The organism is Dietzia sp. IBK-p2-16D, from assembly GCF_057773085.1.
Genome location: NZ_JBYMTL010000005.1, coordinates 179,403 through 193,806 on the forward strand (window position 1 = coordinate 179,403; position 14,404 = coordinate 193,806).

A 14,404-nucleotide genomic window follows, 5' to 3' on the forward strand; every position below is an offset into this window, starting at 1 on the left:
CCGCGGACGGCGGCTCAGCCGGCCATCGTCAGGCCACCGGAGACGCTGATCACCTGTCCGGTGATGAACGAGGCCTCGTCGGTGGCGAAGAACAACACGGGGGCGGCGACCTCCTCCGGCTGCGCCAGGCGCCGAAGGGGGATGGCCTTGATGAGGGCCTCCTGGAGGCGCTCATCCTGGGAGCGGAAGAGCGGGGTGTCCGTCGGTCCCGGGCAGACGCAATTGGAGGTGATGCCGTAGCGCGCCATCTCGCGGGCCAGGGACTTGGTCAGCGCGATGACGCCGCCCTTGGCGCCGGCATAGATCGTCTCGCCGGAGCTACCCACCCGGCCGGCGTCCGACGCGAGGTTGATGAGGCGGCCGCCGCTGCCGGCCTCGACGATCGCGGGAAGGAACACGGAGGCGATGTGGACCGGGCCCATGTAGTTGATGGCCACGACCTTCTCGGCGAACTCGGCCGTCGCGTTGAGGAACTTGTCGGTGCGGTCCCACCCGGCCGCGTTGACCAGGATGGTGGGGGCGCCGACGGCGTCGGTGACGGCGTCGCGCAGGGCCTCGACCTGCCCGCGGTCGGAGACGTCGCAGGTGAAGGCGTGGATCGAACCGTTGCTCGCGGAGGCGACCGCCTCCACGGCTTCGGTGTTGAGGTCGACCGCGGCGACGGTGTCGCCGCGCTCGGCGAACTTCTGGGCGATCGCGCGGCCGATGCCGGAGCCGGCGCCGGTGACGAGGACGATGTTGGGGGTCATGGAACGGTCTCCTGGGGGGATCGGTGTCCGGCTGGGAATCAGACGAAACGGGTGAAGTCGGCCGGACGCTTCTCCGCGAACGCGGCGGCGCCCTCCTTCGCCTCGTCGGTCTGGAGGAAGAGGTCGAGGGCGGTCATGGCCATGTTCGACAAGCCGGCCTGGTGGTCGGTGTCGGCGTTGAACGACTGCTTGAGGTAGGCCAGCGCCGTGGGGCTCTTCTCTGCGACCTCGGCCACCCAGCGCTTGGCCTCGGGCAGGAGCTCGTCGGGGGCGACGACCTTGTTGACGAGGTTCATCTGGAGGGCCTCGGAGGCCGAGTACAGGCGGCACCAGAACCAGATCTCGCGGGCCTTCTTCTCACCCACGACCCGCGCGAGGTAGGCGGAGCCGAAGCCGGCGTCGAACGAACCGACCCGGGGGCCGGCCTGGCCGAAGCGCGCGGTCTCCGAGGCGATCGAGACGTCGCAGAGGACCTGGAGGACGTGGCCACCGCCGACCGCGACGCCGTTGACGGCGGCGATCACGGGCTTCGGGATGTCGCGGATGAGCTTGTGCAGGTAACCGATCTCGAACATGCCCGAGTCGGAGGGGCCGTAGTCGCCCGTCTCGGCCCGCTGCTTGACGTCGCCTCCGGTGCAGAACGCCTTCTCGCCGGCGCCGGTGAGGATGACGGCGGAGGCGTTCGAGTCGGCCCAGGCGCGACGGAACGCCCAGGTGAGTTCCTCGACGGTCTTCGACCGGAAGGCGTTGAAGCGGTCGGGCCGGTTGATCGTGATGATCGCGGCGCGGTCCTCGACGACGTAGGTGATGTCCTCGTAGGTGGTGGGGGTGCTCATGATCTCTTCCCTTCGGGTCGGGTACTGCGGGGGTGGGGTGGTTGTCGCTTAGGGGCTCAGACGAACGCGTTGACGCCGGTCTCGGCGCGTCCGATGAGCAGCTTCTGGATCTGGCTGGTGCCCTCGTAGAGGGTCATCACGCGTGCGTCGCGCATGTACTTCGCCACGGGGTACTCGTCGATGTACCCGTAGCCGCCGAAGATCTGGATGGCGTCGTTGGCGGCGCGGACCGCGGCCTCGGAGCAGAAGTACTTCGCCTTGGAGGCCTCGACGTCGTACGGCTCCCCACGTTCGATGAGGTCGGCGGCCCGCCAGGCCAGGAGACGGCCTGCATCGGCGTCGACCGAGATCTGCGCGATCATCTCCTGGATGAGCTGGTACGAGGCGATCGGTTTGCCGAACTGGCTGCGCTCCGTCGAGTACTTCACGGACTCCTCGAGGCAGCCCTGGATGATCCCGACGCAGCCGGCCGCCACGGAGACGCGGCCCTTGGCGAGCGAGCTCATGGCGATCCCGAAGCCCTTGCCCTCGCCGGCCTCGCCGCCGAGCATCGCCGAGGCGGGGACCCGCACATCGCTGAAGGAGAACTCGGCGGTCGCCTGTCCGCGCAGACCGAGCTTGCCGTGGATCTCGTTCCGCTCGAACCCGGCGGTCTCGGTGGGGACGAGGAAGGCGGAGATCCCGCGGGCCCCCGGGCCGCCGGTGCGGGCGAAGAGGAGGCAGACGTCGGCCCAGGTGCCGTTGGTGATGAAGACCTTGGAGCCGTTGATCACGTAGTCGTCCCCGTCCCGCACGGCGGTGGTCCGCAGCCCGGCGGGGTCCGAGCCGTTGCCGGGCTCGGTGAGACCGAAGCAGGCCAGCGATTCCCCGGAGGCGATCCGGGGGAGCCACTCGTGCTTCTGCTCCTCGGTGCCGTGTGAGAGCACGACCTTGCCGACCAGGCCCATGGAGACGGACACGATCCCGCGGACGGCGGAGTCGGCGCGCCCGAGCTCCTCCATTCCGAGGCAGTAGGTGATGTAGTCGCCACCCAGCCCGCCGTACTCCTCGGGGATTGTCAGGCCGAAGAAACCGATCTCGGCGAGCTTGGGGATGAGAGCCAGGTCAACCTGCTCGGCGCGGTCCCACGCGGCGCGGTGGGGGACGACCTCGGCGTCGAGGAAATCGCGCGCCAGTTTCTGGAAGTCTCGCTGATCCTGGGTGAGTGACAGGTCCACAGTGTCCTTCTTCCTCGTGCTGAATGAGCGTTCATTCAATACCTGTGAAGCTACTCCGCCGCGAGTTCGTGTGTCAAGGATCACGATCGCGTGGCCCCGGCCGAGTGGCCGGCAGCTACGTAGCGGCAGTCGATGAGCAGGGGTTATGGCGCCGCGACGACGACGTCGGGCTCCGCCGTCGCGTGGATCTCGTTGGAGCTGGACTCCTTCATGAGGAGGACGCAGACCACGGAGATCGCCGAGAGGCAGGCGAGCATGACACCCACCCCGAGGCTGTTCCCGGAGGCGACGAGCTGGGAGGCCGCCAGCGGCGGGAGTGCACCACCGAGGATGCCGGCGAGGTTGTATCCGAGCCCGGCGCCGGTATATCGGTAGCGAGCGTCGAACATCTCCGGCAGGGCTGCACCCGCCGGGCCGTACGCGATGCCCATGATGCCCAGGGTCACGCAGACGGTGATCGCGAACAGGAGTCCGCTTCCGGAGTTCAGGAGCGGGAACATGATCAGGGAGAAGGCGATGGCCAGGGCGCATGAGGCGCCGATGACCTTCCTCCGACCGATCTTGTCCGAGTAGATCGCGGAGGCCGCGATGGTGATGGCGAAGAACACGGCCGCGACGAGCCCCGTCGTGAGGACGAACGAGCGAGAGTGTCCGAGCTGGGCGGTGCCGTAGCTGGTCAGGAACGACGTGCCGATGTAGAAGAAGGAGAACAACGAGGTGAGGGCTCCACCGGCGATGAGGATCTCCCGCCACTGGAACCTCATGGCGTCGAGGAACGGCAGCGTACGGGCGGGGGACTCGGTGATGGCGGCCTTCCCCTGCCGGAAGACCGGGGTCTCCTCGACGGAGAGTCGAATCCAGAGGCCGATGAGGACGAGCACCGCGGAGAACAGGAACGGGATCCGCCACCCCCACTGCATGAAGGCGCTGTTCGGGTCCGTGCCGTCGCCGGTGGCGGCCATCGAGAAGATGAGGAACGTTCCGGAGGAGAGGAAGAACGCGATGGCGGGCCCGATCTGGGGCCACATCGAGAGCGTGCCTCGTTTCCCCTGGGGCGCGTACTCGGCGGTGAGCAGCACGGCGCCGGCCCATTCGCCGCCGACCGCGAAGCCCTGGAAGAAACGGAGGGTGACGAGCAGGGCCGGTGCCCAGATTCCGATCCCGCCTTCGAAGAGGCCGAAGGACCCCGTGTCGTACCCGGGGAGTAGGCCGATCAGGACGGTGGCGATGCCCATGATGAGCAGGGTCCACACCAGGGTGCGCTTGCGGCCGATCCGGTCTCCGAAGTGGCCGAAGATGACCGATCCCACCGGGCGTGCGAAGAACGCGACGGCGAAGGTGGCGAATGACGCCATCGTGGCGGTGGCAGGGGTCTGGCCCGGGAAGAACAGGTGGGGGAACACCAGGGCGGCCGCGGTGCCGTAGATGAAGAAGTCGTAGAACTCGATGGTCGTGCCGATGCATGCTGCGGCGGCGACGCGGGCCAACGGTGTGCGGGGGGTCTCGACCTCGTCGAGGGTGTGAGGTGGCTCCATTGTGGAACTCCAGGGGTGTGGGCGCCTCGGACGGGCGCGGATCGGGGTGTGAACACCGGCGGTGAATGCCGGTTCACGGCACACTATGTGATCCACGCCATAATGTAAATGAGGGTTCATTCAAAACAGCTGAGGTGCGAGCAGGACCCGGGAAGCGGCGTCGTGACTTGGCCGGGTCAGGCCTTCTTGACCACGCTCGACTTGAGGTGCATGGGGCCGAAGCCGTCGACACGGCAGCCGATGTCGTGGTCACCCGGTCCGTCGACCAGGCGGATGTTGCGGACCTTGGTCCCCACCTTGATCGGGCCGGACCCGCCCTTGACCTTGAGGTCCTTGACGACCACCACCGTGTCACCGTCGGCGAGAACGTTGCCGACGGCGTCCCGGATCTCCGCAGTTCCCGCGGAGTCGTCGGCCGCGGTGGCGTCCCCACCCGCATCCTCGGCGATCCATTCGTGCGCGCACTCGGGACAGACGAGAAGAGGCGGAATCTCGTAGGTGTACTCGGAGGCGCACTCGGGGCAGGCCGGCAGCGTGATCTCGCTCATGGACCGACCGTAGTGCCGTCGTGCGCCCAGGCCACGACCGGGTCGAGGGACGTCTCGTCGACGAAGTGCAGCGGTTCGCCGGGCAACAGCATCCGCGCGGCGGGCGTGTCGGGGGTCCTGCGCAACTGGCGGCGGAGCGCGGCCATGAGGGTGCGGTCGAGCCACGTGAGCCGCGGGGGGTCGAGGTCCCCGCGGACGTGGAAGGTGGTGACGGCCCGGCCGGTGGCGGTGATCAGGCGGGCGGAAAGGGTGCCGCGCCCGGGGTCGTCCGCGGGGGAGATCGCGACGACGACGAGGGCCGCCCTCCCGGGAGCGGAGCGGATCGCCCGGATGATCCGACGCCGCCCGAGGATCCGCGTCGCGTAGACGGGCGCGAGCAGGATCAGCGGGTCGGCGTCGGATGCGGTGGCGAGATCGGCGAGCTCGACCGCGGGCGTACCGAGTCGCCTGCCGAGAGCGGTGGCGTAGCGCCGGGTGGAGCCATACCTGGAGGTGTAGGCGACGACGGGGCGGTTCACGCCACCGAGTCTGCCAGCCCTGGGTGGACTCCGAGCGGGCTCACTCGGAGTACGACACCTCGACGCGGTCGGTCTTGGGCAGCAATTGGCAGCTCAGGACGTATCCCTCCTCCACTTCCTCGGGGTCGAGGATCCCGTTGTGCATCATCTCGACCTCGCCGGACTTGAGGATGCAGGCGCACGCCGAGCACTCGCCCTTCCGGCAGGAGAACGGTGCCTTGATCCCCTTGGAGAGCAGGACGTCGAGGAGCGGGGTCTTGCGGGGCCAGGAGATCTCATGGACCTCGTCGTCGAGCTCGACGATCGCGGTCGCCGGGCCTGCGCCGTCCTCGTCGGCCGACTCGTCGATGACGATCTCGGCGAACGGGTCGCCCTCGATCGAGGAGAACACCTCGGTGTGGATGAGGTGCATGTCGGCGCCCGAGCGGCGGAGCCCGTCCTTGACGGTCTCCATGAACGGGGCCGGTCCGCAGATGTAGGAGTGTCGCTTGGTCGCGACGGGCTGGAGGAGGTTGCCGATCATCTCCGCGGTGGGGATGCCGGAGACCGACTCGAGCCAGTGGAGAACGGTGAGGCGGTCCGGGTTCTCCCGCTGGAGCTTCTGCAGTTCATCCTTGAAGATGACCGACTTCTCGTCGCGGTTCGCGTAGACCATGACGATGTGGCCGGTGCCCTGGGCGAGAGCCGACTTGAGGATCGACATCACGGGTGTGACGCCCGAGCCTGCGGCCAGGAGGATGAAGTCCTGGTCGAGATTCTTGGGGGTGAAGATGCCGGACGGGGCGAGCACGTGCATGCTCATTCCGGCTTCGGCGTTGTCGCACAGCCAGTTGGACCCGTATCCGTCGATCGTGCGCTTGACGGTCACCTTGAGCCGGGCATCCTCGGTGGGGGAGCTCGACAGGGAGTAGCAGCGCGCGACGGATCCGGTCCGCTCGCTGGGGACTCGCAGGGTGAGGAACTGTCCGGGGGTGTACCGGAAGTCGTCCTCGCAGCCGGCGGGGATGTCGAAGACGATCGACTTGGCGTCGGCGGTTTCCTCGATCACCTCGGCGATCGTGAGCTCGCGCACGAAGGAGCCGAGCGGGGGGGTTTCTGTCATGGATCGGGAGCCTATCGCTTGGATACGCGCGGACGGGTTTCTGCGCACTGTCCCAGACGGCGGCGACCTCCTCCGGGCTGTTCTCACCTCGGGGAAGTCGCCGGCCGTCGGGGTGTTACTCGGGGACGTAGAGCGGGTTCACCATGTGCTCGTCGTCGGCCGGGTCGACGCCCTCGGCGATGGTCAGCAGACCCTCGGCGTAGGCGTAGCGGATGCTCGCGAGCATCCGGGGGCACGTGTCCTCGCCATCGGGCCGTGCACCACCCTCGCGCCACTCGTTGAGGACGGGGCAGTTGCGGTCGCCGCCCTCCGTCCACTGGATCGACGTGTGCTTCTCGCTGTTCTTGCGGACGGCGACGCTGGTGCCGCAGCTGCGGCACTCGACGGGCTGGAAGCCGGCCCGCGTGTAGGTCTCGCGATCCAGGTCGGTGTACTCGTGGAGCCGCGCGGCGCGCGCGGGGTCGGTCTCGTCCCAGGTGGGCGCGCGCCGCGAATCGTTCTTCTTGAACATCACTTCTTCGACGGGGCCGCGCCCGCCTCGCCGGCGACCTCGGCCATGCCGGTGTACTGGGTCTGCTCGTCGGAGAGCTCCGCCTCGCCGGCCGCCTGCTTGCGCATGTTCTCTGCGACCTCGCTCTCCCAGTACTGGTTGGCCGCGGTGGTGTCGACCTCGAACTCGAAACGCTCCTGCATCTCGGGTTCGACCTTGTCGCGGTCCACGTAGAACTGCTCGTACCAGCGGCGGAGCTGGTAGACGGGACCGTCCTCCTCGCACAGGAGCGGGTTGGCGATCGAGGACTTGCGCTGCCAGATCCGGACGTCCTGGAGGAAGCCCTCGCCGAAGAAGGTGGCGATCTTCGCAGCCATCTTCGACGATGTCTCGTCGTCGAAGCCCTGTGGTTTCTTCACCGACAGGCCGTACATGAGCACGAACGAGTTCTGGTCGATCGGGTAGTGGCAGTTGATGAGGATCGCATCGGTGACGAAGTCGCCGTACATCTGCTTGAGGGGGTTGATCATGTACGCGGGGCCGAAGTACGAGGCCTCGGACTCCAGGAGGGTGTCGCCGTACTTGCCGCCGGACGGGTCGTGGTCCGGACGGCCCTTGGTGTTGAGGTACTGGGTGGCGGTCTGTCCCTCGAAGACGTTCTTGAAGTACGTCGGGAACGCGAAGTGGATGTAGTAGAAGTGGGCCATGTCGACGACGTTGTCGACGATCTCCATGCAGTTGGAGCCCTCGATGACGAGGCGGTTCCACTCCCAGTCGGTCCACTCGCCCGTGTCGTACTCCTCGATGACCGGGATGGCGTCCTCCTCGAGGGGCGGGTTGCCCTCGTGGTCGTGCCAGACGAAGACCTGGCCGGACTGGACGTTGGTGATCCACGCGCGGGTCTTGGCACGCAGGGGCACGCGCTTGGCGTAGGGGATGCCCTTGCACTTGCCGTCGCCACCCCAGCGCCAATCGTGGAACGGGCACGCGATGTTGCCGTCCTTGATCGAGCCGTCGGACAGGTCGCCGCCCAGGTGGCGGCAGTACGCGTCGAGGACCTTGATCTCACCCTCGTTGTCCGCCCACACCACGAGCTTGGTGCCGAAGGCGTGGATGGAGTGGGGCTTGCCGTCGGAAAACTCCTTGACGGTGCCGATGCAGTGCCAGCCGCGTGCATATCGATCCCGGGCCTTGCCGGTATCGATCTCGCGGACGGCTCCGGGGGCTGAGCCGGGTGCGGTCATGATTCCTCCTGAGGGGCGTGAGCCGGATGAGAACAGGTTATAGAATGGTCGGGCAGGCCACAACCAGGGTGCGTAAGTGCTGGCACGGGGTGCCAGAAGCTCTTGCTCGGCGGCGGTTGCCTGGTGCAAAACTGTAACGTGTTCTAGTCTAGTCCGCATCACTCCCACGAACGCCAGAGAGGTTCACATGAGCGAGTACGCCTCCCACGAGGTCATCGACCGCATCACGGCTCTGCTGCCCGGTTTCGCCGAGCGAGCCCAGGAGACGGAGGACCTGCGCAAGGTCCATCCCCAGAACATCGCGGAACTCGACGAGGCCGGCTTCTTCAAGCTGTGCCAGCCGGCCCAGTGGGGCGGGTACGAGGCGGACATGGAGACCTTCTACACGGCGGTCAAGACCATCGCGACGGCGTGCCCGTCCACCGGGTGGTGCGCGAGCATCCTCGGTATCCACAACTGGCACCTCGCGCTCTTCCCGCAGCAGGCGCAGGAGGACGTGTGGGGCGAGGACCCGACGGTGCGGATCTCGTCCTCGTACGCGCCGATGGGTGCGGCGAAGAAGACCGCCGACGGGCTGCTGCTCAACGGCAAGTGGTCCTGGTCCTCGGGTTCAGATCACGCCGACTGGGTCTTCGTGGGCGGCCCGGTGCTCGACGACAACGGCAAGATGGTCGACTTCTGCACGTTCCTGGTCGAGAAGTCTCAGTACGAGATCCTGGACGTCTGGCACGTCGCCGGGCTCAAGGGCACGGGCTCCAACGACATCCTGGTCAAGGACGCACTCATCCCCGAGCACCGCGTGCTGTCCTTCGGCCTCATGGCGGCCACCAAGAGTCCGGGGCTCGAGGTCAACACCAACCCCATCTACAAGATGCCGTGGGGCACCATCCACCCCACCACCATCTCGACGCCGATCGTCGGCATGGCGTTCGGCTGCTATGACGTTCACCGCGAGCACCAGCGGGAGCGCGTGCGCGCGGCGTTCGGCACCGCGGTCAAGGACGACCCGTTCGCCAAGGTGCGCCTGGCCGAGGCGGCCGGTGACATCGACGCGGCGTGGCTGCAGCTCATGCGCAATGTGCGCGAGGAGCAGGACATCATCACCGCCGGCGGATACCCGGACATGACGATCCGCACGCGCGCCCGCCGCGACCAGGTCCGCGCCACGCAGCGGTCGATCGACGCCATCGGTCTCCTGTTCCAGAACTCCGGGGCCCGCGCCCTGGAGGAGACCTCGCCGATCCAGCGGTTCTGGCGGGATGCCAACGCCGGGCGGGTCCACGCCGCCAACGAGGCCACCAAGGCGTACATCATGTATGGACAGAACGAGTTCGGCGAAAAGGTCACCGACTCGATGGTCTGATCCGCCTCACGGATCGAAAGGACTGACAATTATGGCGATCAGCAATTTCGGGTATGTTCGGGTCTTCGCCACGGACATGGCCGCCTGGCACGAGTACGGCACGAAGGTGCTGGGATTCGTGGTGGGATCGGGTGACGACCCGGACTCGCTCTACTTCCGTATGGACGACCACCCGCACCGGTGGATCATCGTCCCCGGCGAGGAGGACACGCTCTCCGCCGTGGGGTGGGAATGCGCGAACGAGGGCGAGTTCGAGGACGTCAAGCGGCGCCTCGACGCGGCCGGTGTGCCCTGGGAGGACGCCCCGGCCGAGGTGGCGCGCGACCGCAAGGTGCGCGGGCTGATCACCTGCCAGGACCCGGCCGGGTTCACGCTGGAGATCTACCACACCATCGCGCTGCAGCACCGTCGCATCCCGACGCCGTACGGGCACGAGTTCGTCACCGGCGACCAGGGTGCGGGCCACATCGTCCTGTCCACCCCGGACGAGACGGCCGCGCTCGAGTTCTACCGCGACGTCCTGGGGTTCACGCTGCGTGACTCGATGAGCCTGCCGCCGGAGATCGTGGGTCGTCCGGCCGACGGCGAGCCCGCGTGGCTGCGGTTCCTCGGCTGCAACCCGCGGCATCACTCGCTGGCGTTCACCCCGTTCCCCAACCCGACCGGGATCATCCACCTGATGGTCGAGGTCGGTACCGCGGACGACGTGGGGCTGGCGCTGGACCGGGCGATGCGCAAGAAGGTGAGGATGTCGGCCTCGCTCGGTCGGCACGTCAACGACAAGATGCTGAGCTTCTACATGAAGACGCCCGGCGGCTTCGACTGCGAGTACGGCTGCGAGGGCGTGCAGGTGGAGGACGACGAGAAGTGGGTGGCCCGTGAGTCGACGGCCGTGAGCCTGTGGGGCCACGACTTCTCCGTCGGGTTCAAGTAGCCGCCTAGGCTGGGCCTTGCAGACAGTTCACGAGCCGAAAGTCCAGGGAGGACGACCCACATGAGCAGCACCGACGAGAGCCCGGAGGGCCAGTCCTTCAGCAGCCGTGAACTGCGCGACGCACTGGGACAGTTCTGTACCGGAATCACCGTCATCACCGCGATCGAGGACGACAAGCCGGTGGGCTTCGCCTGCCAGTCGTTCTCGGCGCTGTCGCTCGAGCCGCCACTGGTGCTGTTCTGCCCGATGAAGACCTCCGGGTCGTGGAAGGGCATCGAGAAGGCGGGACGATTCGCGGTGAACGTCCTCTCCGAGGACCAGGAGGACGTCTCGTCGACCTTCGGGCGCCGCGGTGATGACAAGTTCGCGCAGATCGACTGGTCGCCCAGCCCGTTGGGGTCGCCGGTGATCGACGGCGTCATGGCGTGGCTGGACTGCGAGATCGACCAGGTCCTCGACGGCGGTGATCACTGGATCGTGCTGGGGCGGGTCGACAACCTCGGTCCCACCAAGCGGGACGTCCGCCCGCTGCTGTTCTACCGCGGTGCCTACCTCAGCATCGAGGAGGACGTGGTCGACCCGACGCCCGAGCAGGAGGAGTTGGAGAACTTCATCACCTCCGCCGACTCCTACACGTGGCTGTGAGCGGGCCGGGCGGTACGACGGGACCGCTGGCGCGCGCGCTGGCGGAGGCGGAGGAGATCATCCGCTCGGCGCCGCACGTCCACACCGAGGACGACGTCGCGGAGGGGCTCGATTACCTGCTCGGGACCATCCGCGGCGCCATCGAGACCGGACAGCACCGCGGACGCACCCACCCGCAGTTGTTTCAGGCCACGGGCCCGTACACCAAGATGGGCCTGGACAACCCGGACACGCTGTACTTCTACGCCAACCTCACCGACGGAGCCGACTACGTCATCGAGGGCCGGCGCGGCACCACCGCGGACCTGTCTTTCCAGGTGATGGCGGGGACGTACTCGGCCGACGAGCGCGCCGCGTCGCACGCGGCGTTCGACGACCGCGCGCTGGAGATCGGCGCCGACGGCCGGTATCGCTTCCGATTGGGGCCGGCGAGGTACGACGACGACGAGGGCGACGCCGGCTACGTGGTGCTCCACCCGGGATCGTCCATGATCGCGGTCCGCGAGGTGTACTCCGACTGGAGCCGTGAGGAGGCCGGGTCGGCGATCATCCGCAGACTCGACACGGTCGGCACCGCTCCGGAGCCGGTGACGCTCGCCGGGCAGGAGAAGTTCTACGCCAAGCTCGCCGAGGCGCTCGTCGGCCGATTGCGTACCTGGCTGGCGTTCCCGGAGTGGTTCTTCGGGGACCAGCCGCGCAACACCCTGAACGAGCCCCGCCGGACGCCCGGCGGGCTCACCACGCAGTACTCGTCCGCGGGCGTCTTCGAGCTCGGTCCGGACGAGGCCATGGTGATCTCGGTGCCCGTCGCCGGGGTGCCCTACCAGGGCTTCCAGCTGGGCAGCATGTGGTACGCCTCGCTGGAGTACGTGCACCACCAGACCAGTCTCACCGCCGACCAGGCGCACGTCACCTCCGACGGGCTCATCCATCTGGTGCTCTCCGAGCGGGACCCGGGGTTGGCCAACTGGGTCGAGACGCTCGGTCGTCGCGAGGGCATCATGCAGTTCCGGTGGCAGCGGGTGAGCGACCCCATCACGCCGGAGCTGGGCCCCACGGTCAGGGTGGTGCCGTTCGAGCGGCTCGCCGACGAGGTCCCCGGGTACGAACAGCTGCGGATAACGCCCGAGCAGTGGCGCGAGCGGATCGCCGCCCGCCAGGCCGCGTTCGCGCGGCGGGGGCTCTCGTGAGCGGGCCGGCCGGGACCGACTCCGATCGTGTCCACGTCGGCACTGTCGAGGACCTGCACGCCAGTGCCTCGCGCACGGTCGGACTCGAGGACTTCGCCGACGGCGACGACCGACACCGTGAAGCGCTGGGGATCCTGCTGGACTCCTTGCACACGGACGCGGGACTGACCCCCGCCGGCAGCAAGTACTGGCGGTCGGTCCTCAAGAGCGCGCTCACCGCCCGGCTGCTGGCGAACGCGGGATTCTCGGCGGACCCGGCCCGGGCGGACTCCGAGATCGAGCGGCCCGTCGTCGTCACCGGGTTGCCCCGGACCGGCACCACGGCGCTGCACCGGCTCCTGGGCGCCGACCCCGCCAACCAGGGGCTCGAGCTGTGGCTCACCGAGGTCCCGCAGCCGCGGCCGCCTCGCGAGCAGTGGGAGGACGACCCCGCCTACGTCGGCCTGCGGGACCTGTACTCGGGGTTCATGGCGGAGAATCCCGACTACGGCGGGGTTCACTACATCTCCGCCGACGACCTCGAGGAGTGCTGGCAACTGCTGCGTCAGTCGGCGACCAGCGCGTCCTACGAGTGCCTCGCCCGACTCGACGGCTACTCGCAGTGGCTGGCCGGGGTCGACTGGGTGCCCGCGTACCGGCGTCACAGGCGGAACCTGCAGCTCATCGGGGCGAATGATCCCGGGCGGCGGTGGGTGCTCAAGAACCCCAGTCACCTGTTCGCGCTAGACGCGCTGCTGGAGGTGTACCCGGACGCGGTGGTGGTGCAGACGCACCGGGATCCGCGGAAGTCCATGGCGTCCATGTGCTCGCTCGCGCACAAGACCGCCGCGGAGTGGTCCACGCGGTTCACCCCGGAGTACATCGGTGCGTCGCAGTTGGACTTCTGGGCGCGGGGCGTCGAGACGTTCGACGCCGCCCGCGCCCGGCACGAGGCGGACCCCGCATCGCGGGCGACGTTCGTGGACGTCGACCACCACGAACTGGTGGACGATCCGGCGGGCGTGGTGGAGCGCGTCTACGCCGCGGTGGGGACGGAGCTGCCGGAGGACGTACGCGCGGCCGTGGTGGCCGAGAACGACAAGAGCCTGTCCGGCGACCGCGCGCCCGCGCACCGGTACACGCTCGCCGACTACGGACTCAGCGAGGCGCTGATCGCCGAGCGGTTCGCCGGGTACCGCGGGCTGGAGGGCTAGAGGTACCTGCCGACCGCGTCGATGATCTTCTCGGCCACGTCCCGGGTGCACACCAGCAGGTCCGGGAACTCGATCTGCTCGGTGTTGTAGACCAGTTCGGACCCGTCCAGGGCGCTGGCGTGCAGACCGCGCTGCTGCACCACGCCGACGGTCGCGGCGGAGTCCCACTGGTGGTGCCCGCTGGTGTGGATGTACGCGTCGCACTCTCCCTCGAGCACCGTCGCGGTCTTACCGCCGCCGGATCCGAGGTGGACCAGGGAGGCGCCGAGTTCCTCGGCGAGCTCTTCCGCGAACGCCGGCGGTTCGGCCTCCGAGACGGCGATGCGCAGGCGATCGTCCTCACGGGGCGGTACCAAAGGGCCGGGCCGGGGGCCGCGGATGATCGACAGGGGCTGGTAGGTGGTGGCGCCGCGTCCGGTGAGGACGCGGCCGTAGGCGGGCATGGCGATCGCGCAGGCGGTGATTCCGCCGACGCCCTGCGGGTCCTTCTCCCACAGCGCCACGTGGACCGCCCAGTCGGGGCGGCCCTCGGTCACGTAGGAGCGGATCCCGTCGAGGGGATCGACGAACCACACGCGGTCGGCCTCGAGCCGGGCGCGGGAGTCGGGGTCCCACTCGCCGAACACCAGGTCCCCGGGCCGCGCCACGGCGAGCCGGTCGATGATGACGGACTGCGCCTCGCCCTCGGCGAACGCGCCGAGGTCCTCCGGCGCCACCTTCGAGACCCGCAGGTCGGTGAGCAGGCGTCCGGCCTGGGCCGCGAGGTCCTCGGCCGACCGCTGGTCATTGGTCCGTCCATGCGCGGGGAAGGGGCTCATGCGGCTGATTCTAGTGGCCCCG

At 68.3% G+C, this 14,404-nt stretch carries 15 protein-coding genes; 5 read left to right on the plus strand and 10 right to left on the minus strand.

Going from position 1 to position 14,404, the window contains the following annotated elements:
* Window positions 1-14 precede the first annotated feature (14 nt).
* The 9 genes from AC3DE3_RS12210 to AC3DE3_RS12250 all read right to left on the minus strand — a co-directional run bounded on the left by AC3DE3_RS12210 (window position 15) and on the right by AC3DE3_RS12250 (window position 8,239).
* Window positions 15-749, minus strand: a complete 735-nt coding sequence (locus tag AC3DE3_RS12210; RefSeq protein ID WP_488370151.1) for an SDR family NAD(P)-dependent oxidoreductase — start codon at window positions 747-749, stop codon at window positions 15-17.
* 38 nt (window positions 750-787) lie between these two features.
* A complete protein-coding gene (locus AC3DE3_RS12215) occupies window positions 788-1,585 on the minus strand; it encodes an enoyl-CoA hydratase-related protein (protein ID WP_488370152.1) in 798 nt (265 codons plus the stop codon).
* Between the two features lie 56 nt (window positions 1,586-1,641).
* Window positions 1,642-2,802, minus strand: coding sequence for an acyl-CoA dehydrogenase family protein (locus AC3DE3_RS12220; protein WP_488370153.1), 1,161 nt, complete (start codon window positions 2,800-2,802; stop codon window positions 1,642-1,644).
* A 143-nt stretch (window positions 2,803-2,945) separates the two neighbouring features.
* The gene (locus AC3DE3_RS12225) at window positions 2,946-4,337 is read right to left on the minus strand and encodes an MFS transporter (RefSeq protein ID WP_488370154.1); all 1,392 of its coding nucleotides are present in this window, start codon (window positions 4,335-4,337) and stop codon (window positions 2,946-2,948) included.
* Between the two features lie 176 nt (window positions 4,338-4,513).
* Window positions 4,514-4,885 carry a zinc ribbon domain-containing protein YjdM gene (locus AC3DE3_RS12230; protein WP_488370155.1) on the minus strand — a complete coding sequence of 124 codons (372 nt, stop codon included), beginning with the start codon at window positions 4,883-4,885 and terminating at the stop codon, window positions 4,514-4,516.
* Complete coding sequence (locus AC3DE3_RS12235) at window positions 4,882-5,403, minus strand: flavodoxin domain-containing protein (RefSeq protein WP_488370156.1); 522 nt, start codon at window positions 5,401-5,403, stop codon at window positions 4,882-4,884. Before AC3DE3_RS12235 ends, AC3DE3_RS12230 begins: the two co-directional genes overlap by 4 nt.
* Window positions 5,404-5,443: 40 nt before the next feature.
* A complete protein-coding gene (locus AC3DE3_RS12240) occupies window positions 5,444-6,505 on the minus strand; it encodes a 2Fe-2S iron-sulfur cluster-binding protein (RefSeq protein ID WP_335672390.1) in 1,062 nt (353 codons plus the stop codon).
* Window positions 6,506-6,620: 115 nt separating this feature from the next.
* On the minus strand, window positions 6,621-7,016 hold the full coding sequence (locus AC3DE3_RS12245) for a hypothetical protein (protein WP_067711766.1): 396 nt from the start codon (window positions 7,014-7,016) through the stop codon (window positions 6,621-6,623).
* On the minus strand, window positions 7,016-8,239 hold the full coding sequence (locus tag AC3DE3_RS12250; protein ID WP_488370157.1) for a 3-ketosteroid-9-alpha-monooxygenase, oxygenase component: 1,224 nt from the start codon (window positions 8,237-8,239) through the stop codon (window positions 7,016-7,018). The genes AC3DE3_RS12245 and AC3DE3_RS12250 overlap by 1 nt, the downstream gene beginning before the upstream one ends.
* Window positions 8,240-8,426: 187 nt before the next feature.
* Between AC3DE3_RS12250 and hsaA the strand changes: the two genes are divergently transcribed.
* Genes hsaA through AC3DE3_RS12275 form a run of 5 tightly spaced genes read left to right on the plus strand, consistent with a single transcriptional unit; the run spans window position 8,427 to window position 13,564 of the window.
* Window positions 8,427-9,602 carry a 3-hydroxy-9,10-secoandrosta-1,3,5(10)-triene-9,17-dione monooxygenase oxygenase subunit gene (hsaA, locus tag AC3DE3_RS12255; RefSeq protein ID WP_067711772.1) on the plus strand — a complete coding sequence of 392 codons (1,176 nt, stop codon included), beginning with the start codon at window positions 8,427-8,429 and terminating at the stop codon, window positions 9,600-9,602.
* A gap of 31 nt (window positions 9,603-9,633) precedes the next feature.
* Window positions 9,634-10,536 carry an iron-dependent extradiol dioxygenase HsaC gene (gene hsaC, locus AC3DE3_RS12260; protein ID WP_488370158.1) on the plus strand — a complete coding sequence of 301 codons (903 nt, stop codon included), beginning with the start codon at window positions 9,634-9,636 and terminating at the stop codon, window positions 10,534-10,536.
* Between the two features lie 60 nt (window positions 10,537-10,596).
* Window positions 10,597-11,181, plus strand: a complete 585-nt coding sequence (hsaB, locus tag AC3DE3_RS12265; RefSeq protein ID WP_488370159.1) for a 3-hydroxy-9,10-secoandrosta-1,3,5(10)-triene-9,17-dione monooxygenase reductase subunit — start codon at window positions 10,597-10,599, stop codon at window positions 11,179-11,181.
* Window positions 11,172-12,371: a hypothetical protein gene (locus tag AC3DE3_RS12270; protein WP_488370160.1), complete on the plus strand. Its 1,200-nt coding sequence runs from the start codon at window positions 11,172-11,174 to the stop codon at window positions 12,369-12,371. The genes hsaB and AC3DE3_RS12270 overlap by 10 nt, the downstream gene beginning before the upstream one ends.
* Window positions 12,368-13,564 carry a sulfotransferase family protein gene (locus AC3DE3_RS12275; protein ID WP_488370162.1) on the plus strand — a complete coding sequence of 399 codons (1,197 nt, stop codon included), beginning with the start codon at window positions 12,368-12,370 and terminating at the stop codon, window positions 13,562-13,564. The genes AC3DE3_RS12270 and AC3DE3_RS12275 overlap by 4 nt, the downstream gene beginning before the upstream one ends.
* Here AC3DE3_RS12275 and AC3DE3_RS12280 read toward each other — a convergent pair.
* Window positions 13,561-14,382, minus strand: coding sequence for an inositol monophosphatase family protein (locus AC3DE3_RS12280; protein ID WP_488370163.1), 822 nt, complete (start codon window positions 14,380-14,382; stop codon window positions 13,561-13,563). The genes AC3DE3_RS12275 and AC3DE3_RS12280 overlap by 4 nt on opposite strands.
* Window positions 14,383-14,404: the final 22 nt, after the last annotated feature.